Genomic DNA, 22,864 nt, shown 5'->3' on the forward strand with positions numbered 1-22,864 from the left:
GATGACTATTAGAGAAAAATACGCGAAATATATTCCACTTTTCATATCAATAACAATTACCCTAAGTGGTATCATTACAATCCTTGCTGTTGCCATACCTATTATTAATAGAATCTTTTCAATAAATATTCATGCTGATATACCTTCAGATTTATATAACATTGGTATGAAATATAACTCCGGATTGGGTGTAATTATTCCTCTAGTACTAGGCTATTTTATGATAGTAATCGCCAAAGGCATTTATCAAAGAAAAAGGTCTTTTTGGTTTCTAGCTATTATTTTCATTACTCTTTCAATGATTGGTGATTATATCCAAGACAATCATATTGGATATAAAATTACTTTCTTCACGCATGCTATAGAGATTATTCTCCTACTATATTTCAGAAAAACTTTTAACCAAAAAAACACTAAGGTTTTTAGTTTCTATCAATTTGTACTCATAGTTACTTTTCTTTTAGCTATTAGTTATAGCGTACTAGGTTTATATTATTTAAAAGATGAATTCGAGGGCATAAGAAGCATCCCTGATGCAATATACTTTACCTTAGTAACATTTAGCACAGTCGGTTATGGAGATATTCACCCCGTTACAGATAATGCTAAACTTTTCACAATATCTATTATGGTCATAGGTATAGGCCTATTTGCAACTATCATAACAGTACTAGCCAGCAGTATCATTGAAAACATCACAGAAAAATTCAAACAAAAAAATAAGGTTTTGATTATGAAAGATCATTTAATAGTATGTGGTTATACTGAAATTACTAAATGCTTAATAAAAGATTATTTAAAGTCTGAAATTGATAATTTGATTGTTATTGAGAAAAATTATCAACAGAAATTTGTAAATATTGATGTAGAAGAACAAAAACATTTTATTGATGCAGAATCACATGATTATGATGCTCTTAAAAAAGCTAATATTGCCAAAGCAAAAAGCATTTTTATTTTAAATGAGAAAGATTCAGATAACATCCTTACTCTACTAGCAATAAAAGAAGTTTTGAAAGAATCAAATAATAAAAATACTAAAAGTCCAAATATTTCTATTAAGCTAGATAAAGATGAAAGTATAAATATAGCAAACAATATAGGAGTAGACCAAATAGTCTCACCTACAAAAAAAATAGCTGAAATGCTCATAAAATACGAGTAATTTTACTAAAATCACTTAATATTAACTTATACTATGTTATTATTTTGTGAATAAATTTTCAGTTTAAAAATTGTGTGGAGTTAACCATGGAATATAATTACGATATTATCATTATAGGTAGTGGCCCGGGTGGTGAAGGTGCTGCTATGAAAGCAACAAGAAATGGTCAAAAAGTGGCTATTATCGAAGATGATGCTATTGGTGGTAGTTGTAACAACTGGGGGACTATACCTAGTAAAGCTTTAAGACAGCTTTCTCGTGAAGTCTGGTATAATAAAAAAAATTACGACTTTCCAGAGATGCTTGATGACTCTTACGAAATAGTTTTAAAACAAAGAGAGATTAAGAAAAATCGTTACGCTAATAATGAAATTGATGTTTTTTATGGTTTTGCTAGTTTTATTGATAAACACAAAATAAAAATCTCACGTAAAAATGGTTCTACCGAAATTATTACAGCCAAAAAATTTATATTATGCACAGGATCTCGCCCTTATCACCCTGATGATATTGATTTTACACATCCAAGAATCCTTGATAGTGATAAACTCCTTGAATTAAAAGATAAACAAATCAAATCTATAACTATCTATGGTGCTGGTGTAATTGGCTGTGAATATGCTTCTATACTTGGAACCCTTAATATCCAAGTTAATCTCATAAATACTAGAGATAAGTTAATGTCATTTCTTGATAATGAAATTATCGAAACTCTTACGAACCATTTCACAGTTAATCAAAAAATTCATTTGATGCATAATGAAACATATAAAAGCATTAAAGCCAAAAATGATAAAGTCGTAACAACCCTCAACTCTGGAAGAGTTATTGAATCAGATTATGTACTTTTTGCTCTAGGACGAGCAGGTAATACAGAAGGATTAAATTTAGATAAAATAGATGTAAAATATAACCCTCAAAGAGGTCTTGTTGAGGTCAATGATAATTATCTAACTAGTCAAGATAATATCTATGCTGTTGGTGATGTAATCGGATTCCCTTCTCTAGCATCATCTGCTTTTAATCAAGGTAGGTTTGCTGCTACACATATTATTGACGGTTCTTGTAATGATAAATTAGTCGAAGATATTCCAACTGGAATTTATACTCGTCCTGAAATTAGCTGCATAGGAAAAACAGAAGAAGAATTAACAAAAGATAAAATCCCTTATGAGGTTGGAAGAGCTTATTTTAAAGATCTTGCTCGCGCCCAAATCTCAGATAGTGTAACTGGTATGTTAAAAATTCTATTTCATAAAGAAACATTAGAGATTTTAGGTATTCATAGTTTTGGTCACAGAGTTTCTGAAATTATTCACATTGGTCAGGCGATAAAATCAATGCCAGGCAAGCACAATTCTATTAGATACTTCCTAAATACTACATTTAACTACCCTACTATGGCTGAGGCTTATCGTATCGCTGCAATTGATGGTGTTAATAAGCTTAAAACCCTTAAAACAGCAATACGCTTCAGAACCTAAATAAAATGCATTATGATATATATATGATTTTTTTCTTTATATTCTTAATTGGAGCATCTATAGGTAGCTTTTTAAACGTTTTAATATATCGTGTTCCAAATAAGTTATTTTCTGATGAAAAAACCATTGCTCGTGAGATACTTAAATTACCTCCAGTGAAATCTGATAAAAATTATAGCTTATTAACTCCCTCAAAATGTCCAAAATGTCAAAATAAACTTAAATATCGCCACAATATCCCAATATTAAGTTGGTTTATGCTTAGAGGTAAATGTTTTTTTTGCAAAAATAAAATTTCCTTTCAGTACCCCTTAGTAGAATTTATTACAGCCATATTATTTATTGCAATTTTCTGTTATTTTGGATTCACATTGCAAAGCTTGGCTCTAATTATTCTTAGTATATTTTTTATACCATTATTATTTATAGATACCAAATATCAAATACTTCCAGATTCATTTACTTTAACACTAGTTTGGCTTGGAATAATTTTAAATTACTATAATATTTTCACAACTCTTGACCAATCAGTATGGGGAGCTATCATAGGCTACCTCTCATTATGGAGTGTCTACTGGATATACAAATTAGTCACAAATAAAGAAGGTTTTGGCTATGGTGACTTTAAACTTCTTGCAGCTATAGGTGCATGGTTTGGTTACCCTATGTTACTGTATACAATTTTTATAAGCTGTATATTTGGTATCATAATAGCTTTTGTTATCAACTTGCTTGCTCGCAGAACAAACACCATAGCTTTTGGACCTGCAATTATTTTAGCTACATTTTTTTATCTTGTAACTAAAGATAATGTCTATATATGGTATAATCACATCATGCTAATTCAATTACAATAGTATCTAAATGCAAAAGAAAAATTTCACTATTTTAGTACTAGCTGTGGTAGTACTATTACTCATACTATATATTTTTAACTCTGCTAGTTTAAATAGAAATATTTCAACCACTAATCATGGTATATATATTGTTAAGCAGTCTTTCCCTCAATATAAAATCATAAAAACATTTGATACTGGGATTCACCTTGAAGCATATGTTCTCGAAGAGAAAAAAAATCCCGACAGCCGGACTATAACATTCACAAGTGAAGATGGTAGTGTAATTGTAAATGGTGAGCTTTTAGCTTGGGATAGAAACGAAAAAAAATTAATAAGCCTAAATCAAATATATGCCAATTATTTTACATCAAACCAAAAAGCTAAAGAATTATATTTAGATCTTAAAAAACATGCATCATACATACAACAAGGTAATATTGATGCTCCACATAAATTTTATGCAATCATAGATCCTAGCTGCAGTTATTGTAATCGTCTATTTGACGCAACGCAACCTGCTATAAAATCAGGACAACTCTCTGTACGTTGGGTCCCACTTGGAGCTCTAAGCAATAGTACAAATATAGTTAATAGTCTATTTAATTCCAAAGTTCCTCTTAATGCATTGATTGAATATCATAATACTAAAACTTATGATAAAGGCTTAACCCAAGAAAATGAGAAGACCTTAAATAATATGAAATTATCCAATGATATAAAAGGATTTCCTACTATTCTTTACAAAACCCCTCAAGATGCTTTAAAGCTATCTGGTGGTAACAAACTTCCTCTTACTGATGCTACAATTGCTAATAAGGATAATATTAAAAAAATTGATGAGTTTTTACTCTTAACCTCTAATCAATTCTAAGTATAAAATATGAAAAAAATTATCATTTTTATTACTAGTATATTTTCCATAGCAATTGTCTTTGCTAGCTCAAATATAAATATCCAAGTTTCCAATGACTTAAAAAAAATAGAAAAAGAATATGGTGGAAAAATAGGTGTCTATACTATAAATAGAAATAATTGGCATAATTTCTCACATAATGCCAGCTTCTACTTCCCTATATGTAGCACATATAAATTCCTTGTGGTTGGGGCAATATTAAAACAAAGTATGCTAGATAAGGGGCTCCTAGATAAAAAGGTTAAAATAATAAAAAATCAAATTACTGGTTATTCCCCTATTACCCAAAAACATATTGCAAAAGAGATGACTATCGAACAACTTTGTGAAGCATCTATAGCAAATGATAATACTGCTACAAATATTTTGATTTATAAACTTGGTGGCCTAAAAAAATTAAAAGAATTCATACTTTCTTTACATGATCATGCAACAAAAGTAGTTAGTATGGCACCTAAAGTAAATAATGTTGACCTAACAACTAATCTTAATAAAACAACGCCAAAAATAATGGCTCGTGATATAAATGAACTGGCATTTAGTAATGATGTGCTTGATAAAAAACATAGAGTATTATTTAAAAAATGGCTAAAAGCTAATGAAACAGGCTATGATAGAATTGCTGCTGAAATTCCAGATCATTGGGACATAGGTGATAAAACTGGTACTTGCCAATACGGTACTACCAATGATGTAGCAATTATATGGCCAGATGATAATAGAGCTATAGCAATGTCAATTTTTTACACTCAACCGACAAAGAATGCTAAACCAAATAACAAAGTGCTAAGAGAAGTAACTAAGATTCTTTTAGATGAGCTTCAACTAAATAATAATTCTGATAAAAATGCCTAAAATAAAAATGATTGTAGGCCTAGGAAATATAGGCAAAGAATATGAAAACACTCGTCATAACGTTGGTGAATGGTTTATTGCAAAAATAGCAAAAGATAAGGGTGAGGTATTTAGTTTAAATTCTAAACTAAATTCACAAATAGCTAAAGTAAACATAGCTTACAACAATATCCTTTTAGTATTTCCTACAACTTATATGAATAATAGTGGATTAGCTGTTAGCAAAATTGCTAATTTTTATAAAATTGCGCCAGAAGAAATACTTATAGTTCATGATGAGCTAGATATAGATTCAGGAGAGGTTCGCTTAAAACAAGGTGGTGGCCATGGTGGTCATAATGGCCTTAGAAGTATTCACCAGCACTTAGGTACTAATGAATATTTACGTCTAAGAATAGGCATAGGTCATCCTGATCACAAGTCTAAAGTTTCAAACTATGTATTATCAAGCCCATCTATATTACAAAAACAAAACATAGATAATGCCATTGAAAATAGCATGTGTTTTTTGGATGATATAATTAACTATCAATTAGAGCCTGTAATGCAAAGGCTTCATACAAAATAATAAAATAAGGAAATAATAATGGGATTTAAATGTGGTATTGTAGGCCTACCTAATGTTGGTAAATCAACTCTTTTTAATGCTCTTACAGAAGCTGGTATTGATGCAGAGAATTATCCTTTTTGTACAATTGATCCAAATGTTGGTATTGTCTCTGTTCCGGACCAAAGACTTAATCGACTAGCAAAAATAGTAAAACCTGAAAGAATACTTCCGACCACTATGGAGTTTGTTGATATTGCAGGCTTAGTTGCTGGAGCTAGCAAAGGTGAGGGGCTTGGAAATAAATTTTTAGCTAATATTAGAGAAACAGATGCTATAGCGCATGTAGTAAGATGTTTTGATGATGAAAATGTAATTCATGTAAATGGTAAGGTAGACCCTATTGATGATATTAACACCATCAATATGGAACTAATCCTAGCTGATATAGAGTCTTGTGACAAAGCTATACAAAGATTCTCAAAAATGAAAAAATCTGGTGACAAAGAAGCTCTTGCAAAAGCTGATTTTTACACCAACTTAAAAGAACACTTAGAGTCAGAAAAACCAGCTCGAACTTTTAACCTAACAGACGATCAAAGCATATGGTTAAAACAAACGCCTTTGCTTACAGCTAAGCCTGTACTTTATATTGCCAATGTTGATGATAATGGTTTCGAAAATAACCCTCTACTTAACATCGTAATAGAATATGCTAAAACTCAAAATTCAAATGTTGTTCCAGTTTGCGCAGCAATGGAACAAGAAATATCTCAACTAGAGCCAGAAGAAAAAATAGAATTTTTAGCTGATATGGGACTTACAGAAACTGGGCTTGATAGAGTCATCAAAGCAGGCTATACACTTTTAAACCTCCACACCTACCTAACAGCTGGTGTCAAAGAGGTTAGAGCTTGGACTATACCTATTGGCGCCACAGCTCCACAAGCTGCTGGTGTCATTCACACAGATTTCGAACGTGGCTTTATTAGAGCTGAAGTTATTTCCTATAATGACTATATCCAATACAATGGTGAAAAAGGTGCTAAAGAGGCGGGTAAAGCTCGCCTAGAAGGTAAAGAATATGTAATGAAAGATGGCGATGTAGTTAATTTTAGATTTAATGTTTAAATAAATATAAAAATTTAAAAAATACTTAACTTAATTAAAATTATTTTATTATCTGTAATATCTAGAATCTCTAACAGGATATTACCATACTTAATACAACAAGGTCCTGACGGCAAGTTTTCAATCTCTTCTATTATAAGACCAGATAGTGTTTTAGCATCTTCACTTTCAAACTCAATACCTATATGACGATTTATCTCTCTAAGTGTGGCACTACCGCCAATTAAATAAGAACCATCCTCAGACTTATGGATATTGTTATTCACATCAAACCTATCAGAGAACTCACCAACTATTTCTTCCATAATATCTTCAATTGTAATAACACCGCTAACATCGCCATACTCATCAACAACTATAGCAAAACGCTTACTTTTCTTTTGAAAATTTATTAATTGTGATTGCAAGGCTACAGTCTCAGGGATAAAATATGGTTGCTGTGCAATTTTACGTAAACTTACTTTAGTAATATTAGATTTTTTAGTGGTAATCAATAAATTTGTTATTTCTTTTAGTTTTATAACTCCAACAACATTATTAACACCATTTTCACATAAAATAATATTTACTGATTTAAGCTTAGCTATTTTAGCTAAATTTTTTTCTACAGAACTATTTAAATCAATATATTCTATCTTGTTAAAATGAGTCATCACTTCTTGAACAAGCACTTTATCTAGCTCTAAAACACCCAAAAGCATGTTTTTATTTTTTATTCCAAGCTTTGCATTTGATTCATGTACAACCGTATGTATTTCTTCTTTATCTAAAGATTCATTATTTATAGGCTCCATCTTAATACCAAATATTTTTAAGGCCGTTTTAGAAACTAAACTTAGAAACACTACTACAGGATAGAGTAGTATTATAATGATCTTAAGTGGTAATGAAAAAGGAAAAGCTAAACGTTGAGGATAAATAGCTGCAAATGATTTAGGTATTATCTCACCAAATACTAATACCAGAATAGTTACAACTATAGTCGAAACAAGCAATCCAATATCTCCAAAATGATCTACTGAATATGAGGATATAACCGTACCAGCAAAAATATTAGCAAAAGTATTTCCTATAAGGATAGCAACTAATAATTTTTCAGGGTTTCGAACCAAAAGTAAGCTTCTTTTAGCTGCTTGATGATTTTTCTTTGCTAAATGTTTTAATTTATACTTATTTAAAGCCATCATAGCTGTTTCAGAGCTAGAAAAAAATGCTGAAGTACAGATAAGTATAAATAAAATAATTATAACCATATAGGTGCTCATATTATTAGTAGTCAGAATAATAAGTTAAGAATATAATTCTAACACAAGATTTTTTATAACAGCAAACTATAGGTTAAATAAGAATAAATATTATTATTTACACTCTCATAAAGTCAGCATGAACTAGCTTAACTTTATATGGATGTCTTTGTAATGCTTTTATGATAACTTTCTCTTCACTACCATTAATTTCTAAAGTTATTTCACTAGAGAAGAATGCTTTATCTTCTGTAGAATGTAATACTTTATCATGATCTATAACGATAGATACTGCTTCTTTGTCACCACCATATATAACAGCTGGAATTTTACCAGCTCTTCTTAGACGGCGGCTCGCACCAGTACCTAAGTCATCTCTCTTTTCTGCTTTTAGTACAAAATTTGCCATTGTTAGATTCCTTACTTTATTTTAAACAAATACTCTTAATCTATGCGACCCTAGATTAACTGCCATATTCTAGTGGATTTAAACTAAAAATTCAAGAAAATTATTAATTAATCAACTAAACCATCTGTACGGAAAATATCACTAACAGATTCTTCGCCATTTGTTTTTTCAACTATTTGAGCTAATAATGGTGCTAATGATATAACTTTTATTTTCTTACATGCTTCTGCATGTGGTTTAAGAGGTATAGAATCAGTTACAATGAGCTCTTCTATAGAAGAGGTGTCTATGTTTTTTATAGCATCTCCAGAAAGTAAAGGATGTACGCAAAATGCAGAAACTTTAGCAGCGCCACCCTTTTCCATAAGTGCTTTAGCAGCTTGACACATAGTACCACCAGTATCCATAATATCATCTACTAATATACAGTGCTTACCTTCGACATCACCAATTATATTCATAACTTCAGCAACATTAGGCTTTGGTCTTCTTTTATCAACCACTGCAATCTCAACGCCAAGATTTTTAGCTACCGACCTAGCTCTAACTACACCACCCATATCTGGAGATACAATCTTTATGTTTTCATATTTATCAGGGTTTTTACGTACATGCTCCAAAAATATCTTAGTTGCAAAAGCATTATCAAAAGGAATATCGAAAAAACCTTGGATTTGCTCCGCATGAATATCCGCAGATAATATCCTATCTAGGCCAACAGCCTGAAGTAAATTTGCAACAACCTTTGCTGATATCGGAACCCTTGCTGATTTTGAACGTCGATCTTGCCTTGCGTAGCCAAAATATGGTAAAACAGCCGTAACCCTCTCTGCAGATGATCTTTTTAATGCATCTATTAACAAAATAAGCTCCATTAAGTTATCTGCTGGAGGACATGTCGATTGTATAACAAAAATGTCTTTACCTCGAACATTCTCATTCAATACTACATGTATTTCTCCATCTTTAAATCTACCAACTGTAGCATTACCAAGAGTCGCCCCTAATTCTTTAGCCACTTCACTAGCAAGAACTTTAGATGCATTACCACTAAAAATCATCAAATCTTCAGACATTTTTTTTAAAACCTTTGCTATTTATACATACTTACAGGTTCAATTTTAATCTTTTTTTCTAATTTTACAAACTCTAAATTTTACTTTTATTAAAAAAATCAATATTATATAGCAAAATCATAGCCTTGCAATTTTGAATTAATTTTTGTGCTTTGCTATACTGAACTCATTAAAATCTGAATATTATTTGTAATATACTAAATCTATGAAATTTAAAATTTTTGACAATACCTTCCAACCTGGAGAGATGGCTACCTTAGCGATGCCACTACCTAGCCAGTACTCTTGTGCTCCGATGTACCTACCAATAAAAATACTTAATGGAACCAAAGAAGGTCCATGCATACTGGTTTTCGGCATGGTTAATGACAATGAATTCAATAGCATTGAAATTATAAACACCCTTCTAGATAACATCAATCCAAAAGAATTAGGAGGTACAATCATAGCCATACCAGTGCTTAATATCTTTGGTTTAGTGCATGCCGTAAAGCATAATTCACCCTTAGACCAAGCATTCCCCGGTGATGAAAATGGATCATATATGCAACGCTATGCATATAGAGTAACTCAAGAAATTATCAAAAGAGCTGATTACTCTATTCAGCTTAAAACTGGGGCTGCAAACCATGATATTCTTCCTCAAGTATATTTTAATGCTGATGACGATGAATCTATAAAAATGGCTCGAGCATTCCAAGCACCTGTTATTACTGCTGTTAACATGAATCAATCAAGCATTCGCAAGATTCATCAAGATCTAAACATCCCTTTTATTTGCTTTGAAGCTGGTGAAGCAAATAAGTTTGATGAAGAGGATATTAATACCGGTATAGCTGGTATTCAAAACGTAATGCGCAAACTCAAATTATTAGAGGATGAAGAGTTTACTCAACAAGTCAAACCAGTTGTTTCTGAAGATACTGAATGGACAGTTTCAGATAAACCTGGAATTTTACGAACTGAAATAGAATTAGGCACTAGAGTTAAAGAAGGTGAAAAAATAGGAAAACTAACAGATCCATTTGGTAATGATGATAGTATTCATTTAAAATCTCCTATCGACGGCATTGTACTTGGTATTAATAATTATCCAATGATCAAAGAAGGCGATCAAGTTTTTAAGGTTTCTTCTTTTCAAGATGATGAGAAAGCAGAGGCTAAAATAGAAAATTGGGAAGAAATATCAAAAGAAAACTTTAACGATGAATAATAGGATATCTTTTTTGGCCATATTGATATGGTTAACATGCGCTGCCTTTTTTATGTATGAGTTTCTTCTTAGAACTATATTAGGAACTTTTGAACACCAAATCATATCCGATCTTGATTTAAATATATTAACTTTCAGTATTTTAAGCTCTACAGCTTATCAACTAACATATGGAATCATGCAAATACCGGTTGGTATAATCACTGATAAACTTGGACTAAAAAAAGCGCTTACCCTAGCTATTTTAATCTGTGCTCTAGGAGTTGGTCTATTTGGCCTTTCTAGTAGCTTTGCTGCTGCATTAATTTATCGTATCATGATAGGATTTGGTGCATCTTTTGGTTTCTTATGTTTATTAATTGCAGTATATGATTGGCTCCCACATAAGCATATAGGTCTATTTATAGGTCTCTCACAATTTATAGGTGTTTTAGGGCCTATGTTAGCTGCTGGACCATTAAGTTCATTGTCTCAAGGTGGCAGTGTTGATTGGCGCTATGTATTTATAGCCTTAGCTATAGCTGGTGTAATATTAGCTGTTATAACTATATTTATAGTTAAAAATAATGATAGTTCTAATAGCAGTTCAAATGAAAATAGATTTATTCTTCTGCAAAATAGAGTCTCCGTCTTAACTGGGATTAAAAGTATTTTCTCAAATAAACAAATCTGGATAATAGCTATATTTTCTGCAACAACTTATTTAGCTATAGAATATTTATCTGAAAATGCTGCTAAGGGTTTTTTGCAACTAAACGGTTTTGATTCAAAATTTTCTTCTTATTTAATTACACTTGCATGGTTAGGATATGGTATTGGATGTCCTAGCTTAGGAGCGTTTTCAGATAAAATTAAAAGAAGAAAACCTATTATGATTTTTGCAGTCTGCTTAGTTTTTATATCATTATCTACGATAATATTTCTTCCAGTAAGCCCAACAGTTCTATACATTGCTTTTGCTTCCCTTGGCTTTGGGGCAAGTGGACAAAGCATTGGGTTTGCAATTATCGCAGAACAATCTAATTCTAATTGTAGAGCAGCAGCTTTAGGAGTTAATAACTTTCTGATAATGTTATCAGTTGGAATAGGAGCACCACTTATTAGTGAAGTTTTAAATCTATTGTCTGACGATGGTAAGCACCCTTCCATCTATAGTTACCAGTCCAGCCTAAGTTTACTACTTATTTTTACAGCAATAGGTATATTAATCAGCATATTTTTCATTAAAGAAACTTTTTGCCGCTCAACCAAAGAAATTATATTTTTAGATAAATAACTGGCTAACTAACTAATTTAACTGTTTTTTTCTTTTCTAACACAAGCATATATATAATAAATGTACTTATAAGTAGTGGTATTATTAGACATATAAATGATTGATCAAACACATTTGATTTTATATGTCCTACCAGAGGCCCTCCATTTAGATATACACTAATAAAACTAATCATATATTGAAATATTGCACCACATAATCCTATAACCATATTGACTATAGCTAATGCGGTCGCTTTAATTTGTGGAGGAAATATCTCCTCTACTACAGAAAAAGCTAATAGCATGCTTGATACTGAAAAACCTATTATAAAAAATATAACATATAATAATTTTACAGATATAAAATCAGCAAATAAAATTACCGATGAGAATGCTAATAATGTAATTATATTACAAACTAACATCCACAATCTTTTCTCATTAAATAACCTAACAATTAAACCATGAGATGGACCGCCGACTGCTATACCAATAAACATCATCACACTTACTTTAGCAGCTATATGCTCTGTTAAACCATAAGCTTGTTCTAAAAACAATACATCGTACAGCTCAGAAAAAGAGTTAACAACTATCCCAACCATTAAACCAGCATATATTGATAATAACCAAAGTTTTTTATTTAGTAGCAATCTTAAACTTGCTCTAAAATTCAGATATTTAAACTTATCAATGGCAATATCACTAGGCTTAATAGGGTATTTAAGTAAAAGAATAATTACGATACTCCATACAATGCCAAAGTAAGCTATTAAAGCTAAGGCGATTTGCCAACCATGCAACATTACTAAATAATTCAAAAAAACTTGTCCAAATATTCCACCTAATACGCCAATCGTATTTGTAAGTCCCACAGCTATAGGAAAAAGTCTGTCAGGCAATACATCAGCAGCCACTTTTAATGTACCTATAAAAGCTACTGCTGAACCTATGGCAATTAAAACCCTACCAATTAACATGGTATTTAAACCTGGATTATATACAAATAACAAAATTCCAAGACTCATTACTAAGCATGAAACTGATAACATAACTTTAGTACCAAGCTTATCAAGAAGAATACCCGCTGGTATTTGAGCTATAGCATAAATAGGGAAATATATACTCATAATATAAGCTATATCCTCTATACCGACCCCCATGCTTGTAGCTATTGGCTTAACTAAAACGCTAGGTGCTGTATGTTGAAAATAATCTAAACCATAAAATATAGCTGCTATTAACCAAATTGCCCACCCCAAAGCAAGACTGTATCTTGAAATTTTCATAATCTCTACCATAAATAATATTATCTTATCGATTATATCTATATGATAAGCATAATTACACTAGTTTATGCTTATTGCTCATCAAACTTAAGTCCTAATTGCTTTAGTTGACCAAAAAGCTGCCCTCTAATAGTCTCATCAATAATTTTTCCAGCTTGAAATTTGTTATAAAAATCCGGAATAGACATTGAAAAACACACTTGTCCATTAAATATTTTAGAAGTCGACTTTGCAATTTCCAAAACATTTTTACCACCTCTCATACCCGGTGATGTCGCTAATAAAACCAATTTTTTGTTTTGAAACACATCTATAGATACACGAGAGCACCAATCAAGTAAATTCTTATAATAAGAGCTAAAATTACTATTATGCTCAGCATGAGATATTATGATTAAATCAAAACCTGAAATCTTATCTAAAAACTCTTTAGCTTGAGTAGGGACTCCCTCGTCAGACTCATAATCAAATGAGTAGATTGGCATTTCATAAACAGTGATATCTACCAACTCTTTAACACCAATAAGCTTAGATAAAATATACTCAATTAACTGTTTATTTATAGAGTTCTTACTATTTGAAGCTGCAAAACCTAATACTTTCATCACTTTACTTCCACAATATAAAAATGTATTAATTTTTATTATAATCTACAAATAATGATTTAAACAATAAGATTTATTGCCTATATTTAATAATTTAAACTAAGTGTCGTAACTGTTAAGTTATAATCACATAAATAAAACCATAATTTCACAAAAATATGATCCTTTATAATGAGCTATTTATAAATTTAACTTCAACTATTTTAAATATTTTAGTTATTACAATCATAACAGTACTAACATTCTATACATTAAAAAAACGTGTAACCTCAGTCAAGCAGCTTAATAAATTAAGATCACGAATAACCTATATAGCTATTATGATTTTAATCTTGATTATGATTAATATATGGTTTGGCGGCATTAGTCATTTACTTACAATGTTAAGTTTGGTTGGTGCTGGTCTAGTAATAGTAAATAAAGAAACTGTTATGAATTTTGTTGGTTGGATTATTATTAACTGGAGAAGCTTATTCTCTGAGGGTGATCACGTCCAAATACAGAATCACCACGGATATATTACTGAAATTAAATTCTTCTATTTCAGGATGTATGAAACAGTAGAACATGGTGATAAAAAAACAACTGGCAAACTATTAAAAATACCTAATTCTCTTGTTATTACAAGCCCAATTTCAACCTTTACAAGCGATGAAAATATAATACTACACAAAACTTCTTTTGTTGTTAATAAAAATAATAATGTATTAGAAACAACTAAAATAGCTGAAACTATAATTAAAGAAATCATAGCTAATAAATATGATTTTGATAAAAGTTTCTTAAAAAGCACCTTGATATAGTTAATCCGATAGTTATTTGACAATAATGTTATAATATTTAGAAAAAATGTCATCATATAGCCAAGATTTCAGAGATATCGTAATAACTAAATATAAAGAAGGCCTAACAGACAAAGAGCTAAGTAATTTTTTTAATATAGATATCCGTACTACTAGATCTTGGATAAACTTATACGAGACAACTGGTGATTATAAATCTAAGCAAGGCTTGGGTTGCGGTAGAGTAGCAACCTTTACAGATAAGGAAGCGATAGAAAGCTACTTAAGAACATATCCAGATGCAATGGCTTTAGATATTAGAGAAGCATTAGCTCCTGAAATACCTAGAAGCACATTTTATGATTGTCTTACCAGACTTGGTTTTAGTTTTAAAAAAAGACACCTAAATATAAGCAAAGAAAAGAACAAGATAGGCAAAGTTTTATAGAGGTTGTTGAGACTATTGAACCTAACAAACTTGTATATTTAGATGAAATGGGTATGGATAATAAACAGTCTGTACTAAGAGGATGGTCTCTTGTTGGTAAACCTAGCTATGGTGAAGTTATTGCTTATCAAACTCAGAGAAAAAGTATAGTTGCTGGTTATAACTATTTAGAAAAGAAGATTATAGCACCGCTAGAGTATACTGGATATACAGATACTCAAATTCTTAATCAGTGGTTTGAAGAGCATTTATGTCCTGAGTTAATTCCAAAGACTACTGTTGTTATGGATAATGCTAGTTTTCATAAGTCTCCTAAATTGGCTAAAATAGCAGAGAAGTTTGATATACAGATACTATACCTTCCTGCTTATTCTCCTGATTTAAATCCTATAGAAAAAATTTGGGCCAATTTTAAAAGAATTTTAAGAAAAGTAAATAATTCTTTTGATAATTTATCTGATGCTATTACTCACGTCTTTAGCACAATATTATCAGATTAACTATAAGTAAAAATAAACTTAAGCATGTGGGTATCAAAAACTTCACACCTAGTATAGAAATAGTATCATTACTTGACAAAGAAAACTTTATAAACATTCAAGTCCAATATTATTGTTATATGGATGATAAAAATGAAATAGAACAAGCATATATGCACGAAATAATCAGAGAAACTAAGAAGAACCCTTAGTATTAACAAACTTTTTGATATAAAGATTAACTCCACTTATCCATAATGGACTAAATAGTAACGACAAAGATATTAAAGTAATACAGTACTGATACATACCATGGTCCAATATTCCAGAAACATAACCCATTGATATTAATACAAAACTAAACTCTCCAATTTGGGACAACATTGCTCCACCAATTAAAGCTTCTTCTAGCCTTTGTCTTAAAGCTTTAAATATTAGAGCATTGATTGTAGTATTAAGGAAATATATTAATATTAATACTGAAATAAATCCAAATATATGATCCCAAAATAATTGTAAATCGATTAGCATACCAATTGAAATAAAAAATAATGCCATAAATATAGTTTTAACTGTTGATAAACTGTGCCCAACCCACTCTGTTTCTTCAAGTGTTGCTACAATCATCCCCCCGACAAATGCACCTAGTGCTGATGATAATTCCAATGATTCTGTAAGTGCCGACATTCCAAAACAAATTATTAAGGCAGCAAAAACTCTCATTTCTTCATCTCTACCTAATACAGTAATAAATGATAATCTTATATTTTTCTTCACAGCCATTAATGCTGCGATAGCTATCACAAATATACCTCCCAAAATCTGGATAATTATTTGATCAAGAGCTGGGGATTCACCACCTATTAACTTTATAATAATAAGCATAGGAACAACCGCTAAATCTTGTATTAACAAGACTCCTAGTACATTTTGACCTAGGCGTGTTTTCATACTACCACTATCATGCAATAACTTAAGCACAACAGCTGTACTACTTAAGCTAATCACTGCACCAAAAAGTAAAATTTTTGCGAAACTCCAATTTAATGCTAAACCAACTACTGAAACTATCAAGCTAGTGACGAGAATTTGAAGTATTGTCCCAATAGTAGGTACTTTCCAATTTTCTGCGAATTTCCTTGGTGAAACCTCCATACCTGCAAAAAACAGTAAGAGAATAACTCCTATTTCACCCAATCTAGCCAGATTCTCTTGATTTTCAATTAGTTTTAATCCATATGGTCCTAATAATATTCCAGTTAAAAGATATGCTACAACATAAGGTTGCTTCAGTTTTTTGAGAACCATCGTAACAACTAAAATACCTAGCATTAACAAAACAAAAATAGGAATTAAAGGCTCACTATGCATTTTTTAACACAATTTTAAAACTTAATATCAATAATACTTTATAGTGAGTTAGATTTACAGAATTAGAATTAACTTTTTAATAAATTGTTTTCTATAATATTTTCATTATAATCACGCAGCCACTCTCTCCAGCCGAGATAAACTAAAACTAAAAATGCAGCATACTGAATAGCAGTAATAGGATATCCTTTGTATATAAACAATGGTATTGAAACAATATCTGCAATAGCCCATAGATACCAACTTTCTATAGCTCTATTAATAAGTAAATACACTCCAGAAAACGATATTGCCGTAACAAATGAATCTACAAAAGAATATATAGGTAAATCTATAATAAAAACTTGCTTTTGCACAGCATATATAAATGGTGTAATAATAAATGTAATAATAAAGATATAGAGAGAGTTCTTCTTATGGTACGGTTTAGCTTTGGTAACATAAACATGTATTTTACTACTACCCTCAAAATGTTTTAACCATACATAGAAACCAATGACATTTGTGACTAAATAATAAAAATTTAGCAACATATCACCAAAAAGTTCCCACTCATATAAAAGATATACATATATTAATGAAGATATAAAACCAACAATATAAACTAAAATATTTCTCTTATAAGAAAAATACACCCCCGCAACTCCGGTTGTAGCAGCAACTATTTCTAAATAGGTTTGAAAATTATAAAAAGAAGATATTAACCATTGATAGATATCAAACATTAGCTATCTCTTTTGTTAAAACTATTTGCTCTTCTCCAATAGCTATTTTCATAGTATCAAATGCCACATCATGTGCACCATCACCATGAGGAGAAGCACTCAAATCTTTTACAACCCGTGGCAATATATTATCATCAAACATATCCATTGCTGTTTTAAGTAAGCATACATCAGAGAATAACCCAGATATATAAACTTCTGTTGGTTGCAACTCTTTTATAAATTTTTTAAGTTCATCATTGTATACAGTATATGTTGAGTGCCATATATAGTGTGCATTTTCAGAAGCCTTAATTCCCTCCATCAGAGACTTATCTTCATCATTTTGAAAATCAATCCACTTTAGCTGAGTTTCAAATAAGGATTCTTTTTTGTTTTCAAACATCGCAAAACAAATATTATCAAAAAGCTTGCTCGTTTGATTAATTTTTTTAACAACTTTTTTTGCTTCAGGGCAATCAAAACCCTTTTGCATATCAATAACAACTAATAATCTAGACATCAACATCCGATTGGATTTATACAGCAATTAATAAATATTACCCAACCAATCATTCATATTCAATAGAGTTAACAATATTTTAAAATCACTATTTATAAAAAAAGATCTACATAAATAGCCTAACTATAATTTAATTGATTAGTATTTAATATTCTTTATTTAAGATCTTGGGTTAGTACAACACGATCATCGCCTAAAATTTCTTTCATACTTGTAAACGCCACCTCATGAGCTTCTACTCCATGAGGAGAGTTACTCAAGTCCTTAACAATATACGGCACAATACCATCATCAAACATATCCATCGAAGTTTTTAACAAACAGACATCTGAAAATAAACCTGATAGATAAATTTCAGATGGATTAAGCTTTTTTATAAGAGTCTTAAGCTCATCATTATATACAGTATAGTTATGATGATGTGTAAAAAATGAGTTTTCAGGAATATTTATATCATCTATAAGTTGCCTATCATCCTCACTTTGAAAATCAATCCACTTTAGATGGGTTTCAAACAAAGAATTTTTTTTATTCTCAAATGTAGCAAAACTAACATTATCGAAAAGAGAAACATTTTCATTAAATTTATCAATCACACTTCTAGATTCTTCACATTCAAAACCTTTCTGCATATCTATAACAACTAATAATTTAGACATATAACCCTCTATTCTTATTTATAAAAACTCCATAAATCCTAACGAAAAATATATTTTTAATCAACAAAATACTTTCTTATTTAGTAAGAAAAAACTAAAACTAAATGATAAAATTAAAATAACCATTTTTTTAATTAAGAAACTACAAATGTCTTTAGAAAAAGAGTTTATAAAAAAACTTGCGATATGTCATCATGTAATACATCACTATGGCTGGGATGATCTTCTTGCAACACATATATCTGCAAGGTTGCCTAATGGAAATATAATAATATCCCCTCATAACGTACCTTTTAATAAAGTTTCTAAAAAAAATATTATAACTATAACTATTGATGGTGAAATAATTTCTAATAACGGCTTTAAAGTGATGCCTCAAGCAGCAAATATTCACTTAGAAACTTATAAGGCTAGAAAAGATATACATACAATCATACATACCCATAGCAAATATGCTGTCATACTATCATCTCTTGAATGTGGTATGCAATTTACTAATCAGCAATCTCTAAGGTTTTATGATGATATTTCATACCATCATTATGATGGGCTTGCTTTAGGTAATGAAGGTAAAGCTATTGCATCAAGCCTTGGTAAAAAACATAGCATGATGATACTTGATAATCATGGAATTATTACAACAGCTGAATCAATTGAAAAAGCAATATACAAACATTACTATTTTGAACAATCAATAGAAATAGAAGTAAAAACCTTATCAACTAATAAGCCAATCAAACCAATTACCAAAGAGATTTGTGAAAAAACCTCTAATCAGTTTACTAAAATCAATAGTTGCAATATGGAATTTGAGCTATTCAAGCAAATTACCAAAAAATACCGATAAATTAATAATATTTTGGTAGTTTTTTATAGAATTAATTACCAAATTCTCTTTGTTTATTTTTTTAACAAATTACTATTGCAAAGCTAATAAATAATTGTATAATATACCTCATTAGTTCGGAGAAATGGCTGAGTGGTCGAAAGCGGCGGTCTTGAAAACCGTTGACTGTAAAAGGTCCGGGGGTTCGAATCCCTCTTTCTCCGCCATATACTGAAAGCCTTTAAAAATAAAGGCTTTTTTTATGTCTAAATACCTATAAACTACATTTTTTTATACATAAATTATCTTTATTAAAATCTGCCAGGGCGCTACAACAAGATAAAGTGAAATTTCATAAAGATTCTGGCCTACAGAGGAAGTTTACTATCTAATAAGTCCTTCTATGCTACAACTATTCTCCATATATTTTTAAATAATATTCATGATCAATAATTTTAAAAAAATACAAGAAAGTAGCAATCAGTTTGATTACACCACGTTCTTCATTAATGTCTTGCTCATAAGCTACAATGTTATTTTGCACGCAAAAATTTTTTAATTCATTCATTGACTTACTATTGGTCGAGCATATGGGCTTCATATCGTTTATAATAAATTCTCCTGAATAGTTTAATCGACCAAAAATTAAATGAAATTTTAAACGTTTCCATATTTCCTTCTTTATTGTCTCTTTTTCATCAAAAACCCAAGCATTCTTAGCCATAGCTGAGTAATGTTCTTCCATTCTTTGAACTAACTCAATTGCTCGTTTTGTAATTTCGAATCCTTTTTCTAATTTATAGTTAGATACATATTTATTAAATTCATTTTGTGTATCATCCTCTTCTAAGTTGGATAAAATACTATGTAAATCAAACCCATGCTTATTAATACCTTTTTTTATTTTATATTGCTCCATCATCGATTTTATAGATGAAACTTGTAATATGTTTAATACATTTTTCTTATAGTTTTTCAACAAAAAAATAACTATTTTATTCTGCTGTACAAGACAATATTGTATCATATTGATAATAGTAGACCCTCTCCTTCCCATTTCTTTTTTTAGAAGGTTATCAACTCCATATGCATCTATCATTAATTTAAGCTCATATATAGAACCACTAGTTACTATAGAAAGAGCTACATTATTTATTTTATCAATATTTTCAAATTTGGAATAATCATTATTCTTAAAGTATGAAAGAAGAGAATAAGGTGTAGTTAAACGAGTATGCATATATTCATTTAACTTTCCATCGATATAAGTAAAAGCAGTATACAATAAATTATTTCCAGAAATACAGTCAGTAGCTAAAGTTAAATAACTCTTATAAAGTGCTTGATCTTCTCTCTTACAACGTTTTATAGAATTCTCAAACATTTTATAGTCATCATAACTCTGAGCCATATATGACATAGGTATTTTAGAGTATAAATCAGTTACATATGACCTATATTCTTTATCATCATTATCATATGATTCATCAACGCTTTTAGCTACCGCTTCATATAATTTGTTAGCAAGCTTATTATTTTCGCCTATAATTTTATCAAGCTCATCTTCCAGTCTTTTAATATTTATATTCTTATTTATTTGTTCAAGAGATTTTATATATTTAAACTGTTTATATATTAAAATGAATTTTTTCTCATCTATGCTTCCAAATTTATGAGCAAAATGACCGTCCGCATGCGCTTTTAAAGTATATAACCTTAGCTTAGTAAATGAAACATGCTCCACACTATCACAAACCTGCATAATAGATGCTTGTGACACTCCTTCACTAATATATTTTTCAAGAGTAACTGGTTTATTAGTCATTAAACAATTTGGATCAAATACCATTATACCATTTTTATCATCACCTCTTACCCCAATGGTATGATTATTCCCGCTTAGGCTATAGAACATTGGAATCTCTACTTCGACATTATGAGATAGAATTTTCTTCTCTAAAAAAGATATTGGATTATAAAGATAACAACCTCCTATCCTAGCTATAGGTGGCTGTTCTCGCTCTTTATCTATACATCTAACTTTATTAAGAACAACTGTTCTGCGCTGAGTATCTTCCATATCTTGATAATTAACAAGATTAATATAGTTAATCCGATAGTTATTTGACAATAATGTTATAATATTTAGAAAAAATGTCATCATATAGCCAAGATTTCAGAGATATCGTAATAACTAAATATAAAGAAGGCCTAACAGACAAAGAGCTAAGTAATTTTTTTAATATAGATATCCGTACTACTAGATCTTGGATAAACTTATACGAGACAACTGGTGATTATAAATCTAAGCAAGGCTTGGGTTGCGGTAGAGTAGCAACCTTTACAGATAAGGAAGCGATAGAAAGCTACTTAAGAACATATCCAGATGCAATGGCTTTAGATATTAGAGAAGCATTAGCTCCTGAAATACCTAGAAGCACATTTTATGATTGTCTTACCAGACTTGGTTTTAGTTTTAAAAAAAGACACCTAAATATAAGCAAAGAAAAGAACAAGATAGGCAAAGTTTTATAGAGGTTGTTGAGACTATTGAACCTAACAAACTTGTATATTTAGATGAAATGGGTATGGATAATAAACAGTCTGTACTAAGAGGATGGTCTCTTGTTGGTAAACCTAGCTATGGTGAAGTTATTGCTTATCAAACTCAGAGAAAAAGTATAGTTGCTGGTTATAACTATTTAGAAAAGAAGATTATAGCACCGCTAGAGTATACTGGATATACAGATACTCAAATTTTTAATCAGTGGTTTGAAGAGCATTTATGTCCTGAGTTAATTCCAAAGACTACTGTTGTTATGGATAATGCTAGTTTTCATAAGTCTCCTAAATTGGCTAAAATAGCAGAGAAGTTTGATATACAGATACTATACCTTCCTGCTTATTCTCCTGATTTAAATCCTATAGAAAAAATTTGGGCCAATTTTAAAAGAATTTTAAGAAAAGTAAATAATTCTTTTGATAATTTATCTGATGCTATTACTCACGTCTTTAGCATAATATTATCAGATTAACTATAGCATA

At 30.3% G+C, this 22,864-nt stretch carries 24 protein-coding genes and 1 tRNA gene; 15 read left to right on the plus strand and 10 right to left on the minus strand.

Annotation, left to right across the window (positions count from 1 at the left end; genetic code table 11):
• Position 1 precedes the first annotated feature (1 nt).
• The 7 genes from ACR0PV_RS06260 (at position 2) to ychF (ending at position 6,934) form a co-directional block, all read left to right on the plus strand.
• Positions 2-1,165, plus strand: coding sequence for an ion channel (locus ACR0PV_RS06260; RefSeq protein WP_488172288.1), 1,164 nt, complete (start codon positions 2-4; stop codon positions 1,163-1,165).
• 86 nt (positions 1,166-1,251) lie between these two features.
• Complete coding sequence (gene sthA / locus ACR0PV_RS06265) at positions 1,252-2,649, plus strand: Si-specific NAD(P)(+) transhydrogenase (protein WP_488172289.1); 1,398 nt, start codon at positions 1,252-1,254, stop codon at positions 2,647-2,649.
• A gap of 5 nt (positions 2,650-2,654) precedes the next feature.
• On the plus strand, positions 2,655-3,506 hold the full coding sequence (locus ACR0PV_RS06270) for a prepilin peptidase (RefSeq protein WP_488172290.1): 852 nt from the start codon (positions 2,655-2,657) through the stop codon (positions 3,504-3,506).
• A 7-nt stretch (positions 3,507-3,513) separates the two neighbouring features.
• A complete protein-coding gene (locus ACR0PV_RS06275; protein WP_488172291.1) occupies positions 3,514-4,359 on the plus strand; it encodes a thioredoxin domain-containing protein in 846 nt (281 codons plus the stop codon).
• A 9-nt stretch (positions 4,360-4,368) separates the two neighbouring features.
• Complete coding sequence (gene bla / locus ACR0PV_RS06280) at positions 4,369-5,256, plus strand: class A beta-lactamase (RefSeq protein WP_488172292.1); 888 nt, start codon at positions 4,369-4,371, stop codon at positions 5,254-5,256.
• Entirely contained in the window at positions 5,249-5,824 is a 576-nt protein-coding gene (gene pth, locus ACR0PV_RS06285) for an aminoacyl-tRNA hydrolase (protein WP_488172293.1), read from the plus strand. Before bla ends, pth begins: the two co-directional genes overlap by 8 nt.
• Positions 5,825-5,842: 18 nt before the next feature.
• Positions 5,843-6,934, plus strand: a complete 1,092-nt coding sequence (gene ychF / locus ACR0PV_RS06290; protein ID WP_488172294.1) for a redox-regulated ATPase YchF — start codon at positions 5,843-5,845, stop codon at positions 6,932-6,934.
• Positions 6,935-6,948: 14 nt separating this feature from the next.
• Here ychF and ACR0PV_RS06295 read toward each other — a convergent pair whose 3' ends face one another.
• From ACR0PV_RS06295 to ACR0PV_RS06305, 3 genes are all read right to left on the minus strand, one after another.
• Entirely contained in the window at positions 6,949-8,199 is a 1,251-nt protein-coding gene (locus tag ACR0PV_RS06295) for an HlyC/CorC family transporter (protein WP_488172295.1), read from the minus strand.
• A 97-nt stretch (positions 8,200-8,296) separates the two neighbouring features.
• Positions 8,297-8,587, minus strand: coding sequence for a 50S ribosomal protein L25 (gene rplY, locus ACR0PV_RS06300; protein ID WP_488172296.1), 291 nt, complete (start codon positions 8,585-8,587; stop codon positions 8,297-8,299).
• Positions 8,588-8,694: 107 nt separating this feature from the next.
• Entirely contained in the window at positions 8,695-9,663 is a 969-nt protein-coding gene (locus ACR0PV_RS06305) for a ribose-phosphate pyrophosphokinase (protein WP_488172297.1), read from the minus strand.
• A gap of 205 nt (positions 9,664-9,868) precedes the next feature.
• On the opposite strand from ACR0PV_RS06305, the gene ACR0PV_RS06310 reads away from it, so the two are divergent.
• Positions 9,869-10,876 (plus strand): succinylglutamate desuccinylase/aspartoacylase family protein, encoded by a 1,008-nt coding sequence (locus tag ACR0PV_RS06310; protein ID WP_488172298.1) that lies wholly within the window; start codon positions 9,869-9,871, stop codon positions 10,874-10,876.
• Complete coding sequence (locus tag ACR0PV_RS06315; RefSeq protein WP_488172299.1) at positions 10,869-12,152, plus strand: MFS transporter; 1,284 nt, start codon at positions 10,869-10,871, stop codon at positions 12,150-12,152. The genes ACR0PV_RS06310 and ACR0PV_RS06315 overlap by 8 nt, the downstream gene beginning before the upstream one ends.
• A 4-nt stretch (positions 12,153-12,156) precedes the next feature.
• On the opposite strand, the gene ACR0PV_RS06320 is transcribed toward ACR0PV_RS06315, so the two are convergent.
• Both ACR0PV_RS06320 and ACR0PV_RS06325 read right to left on the minus strand, forming a co-directional pair.
• On the minus strand, positions 12,157-13,422 hold the full coding sequence (locus tag ACR0PV_RS06320) for an MFS transporter (RefSeq protein ID WP_488172300.1): 1,266 nt from the start codon (positions 13,420-13,422) through the stop codon (positions 12,157-12,159).
• 71 nt (positions 13,423-13,493) lie between these two features.
• On the minus strand, positions 13,494-14,027 hold the full coding sequence (locus tag ACR0PV_RS06325) for an NADPH-dependent FMN reductase (RefSeq protein ID WP_488173973.1): 534 nt from the start codon (positions 14,025-14,027) through the stop codon (positions 13,494-13,496).
• A gap of 320 nt (positions 14,028-14,347) precedes the next feature.
• On the opposite strand from ACR0PV_RS06325, the gene ACR0PV_RS06330 reads away from it, so the two are divergent.
• From ACR0PV_RS06330 to ACR0PV_RS06340, 3 genes are all read left to right on the plus strand, one after another.
• On the plus strand, positions 14,348-14,830 hold the full coding sequence (locus ACR0PV_RS06330; protein ID WP_488172301.1) for a mechanosensitive ion channel domain-containing protein: 483 nt from the start codon (positions 14,348-14,350) through the stop codon (positions 14,828-14,830).
• Positions 14,831-14,876: 46 nt separating this feature from the next.
• Positions 14,877-15,757, plus strand: a protein-coding gene (locus ACR0PV_RS06335) for an IS630 family transposase (RefSeq protein ID WP_488172178.1) whose coding sequence is annotated in 2 segments (ribosomal slippage) — positions 14,877-15,201 and positions 15,201-15,757 — 882 coding nt in all. Because the reading frame shifts where the segments join, the coding sequence is not laid out codon by codon here.
• Positions 15,758-15,783: 26 nt separating this feature from the next.
• Positions 15,784-15,948, plus strand: coding sequence for a hypothetical protein (locus ACR0PV_RS06340; protein ID WP_488172302.1), 165 nt, complete (start codon positions 15,784-15,786; stop codon positions 15,946-15,948).
• On the opposite strand, the gene ACR0PV_RS06345 is transcribed toward ACR0PV_RS06340, so the two are convergent.
• The 4 genes from ACR0PV_RS06345 to ACR0PV_RS06360 form a co-directional block, all read right to left on the minus strand.
• Positions 15,932-17,107: a cation:proton antiporter gene (locus ACR0PV_RS06345; RefSeq protein WP_488172303.1), complete on the minus strand. Its 1,176-nt coding sequence runs from the start codon at positions 17,105-17,107 to the stop codon at positions 15,932-15,934. The two genes, ACR0PV_RS06340 and ACR0PV_RS06345, sit on opposite strands and share 17 nt — an antisense overlap.
• Positions 17,108-17,175: 68 nt before the next feature.
• Positions 17,176-17,832 carry a nicotinamide riboside transporter PnuC gene (pnuC, locus tag ACR0PV_RS06350; protein WP_488172304.1) on the minus strand — a complete coding sequence of 219 codons (657 nt, stop codon included), beginning with the start codon at positions 17,830-17,832 and terminating at the stop codon, positions 17,176-17,178.
• A complete protein-coding gene (locus tag ACR0PV_RS06355) occupies positions 17,825-18,334 on the minus strand; it encodes an isochorismatase family protein (RefSeq protein ID WP_488172305.1) in 510 nt (169 codons plus the stop codon). The genes pnuC and ACR0PV_RS06355 overlap by 8 nt, the downstream gene beginning before the upstream one ends.
• Before the next feature lie 155 nt (positions 18,335-18,489).
• Complete coding sequence (locus ACR0PV_RS06360; protein ID WP_488172306.1) at positions 18,490-18,993, minus strand: isochorismatase family protein; 504 nt, start codon at positions 18,991-18,993, stop codon at positions 18,490-18,492.
• A gap of 148 nt (positions 18,994-19,141) precedes the next feature.
• Between ACR0PV_RS06360 and ACR0PV_RS06365 the strand changes: the two genes are divergently transcribed.
• Positions 19,142-19,840: a class II aldolase/adducin family protein gene (locus tag ACR0PV_RS06365; RefSeq protein WP_488172307.1), complete on the plus strand. Its 699-nt coding sequence runs from the start codon at positions 19,142-19,144 to the stop codon at positions 19,838-19,840.
• A gap of 118 nt (positions 19,841-19,958) precedes the next feature.
• Positions 19,959-20,046, plus strand: a tRNA-Ser gene (locus tag ACR0PV_RS06370).
• Positions 20,047-20,231: 185 nt separating this feature from the next.
• On the opposite strand, the gene ACR0PV_RS06375 is transcribed toward ACR0PV_RS06370, so the two are convergent.
• Complete coding sequence (locus ACR0PV_RS06375) at positions 20,232-21,983, minus strand: hypothetical protein (protein ID WP_488172308.1); 1,752 nt, start codon at positions 21,981-21,983, stop codon at positions 20,232-20,234.
• Here ACR0PV_RS06375 and ACR0PV_RS06380 point away from each other — a divergent pair.
• Positions 21,974-22,854, plus strand: a protein-coding gene (locus tag ACR0PV_RS06380) for an IS630 family transposase (protein ID WP_488172186.1) whose coding sequence is annotated in 2 segments (ribosomal slippage) — positions 21,974-22,298 and positions 22,298-22,854 — 882 coding nt in all. Because the reading frame shifts where the segments join, the coding sequence is not laid out codon by codon here. The two genes, ACR0PV_RS06375 and ACR0PV_RS06380, sit on opposite strands and share 10 nt — an antisense overlap.
• The last annotated feature ends 10 nt before the right edge of the window (positions 22,855-22,864 follow it).

The sequence above is a fragment of the Francisella sp. AG1 genome, assembly GCF_057683165.1.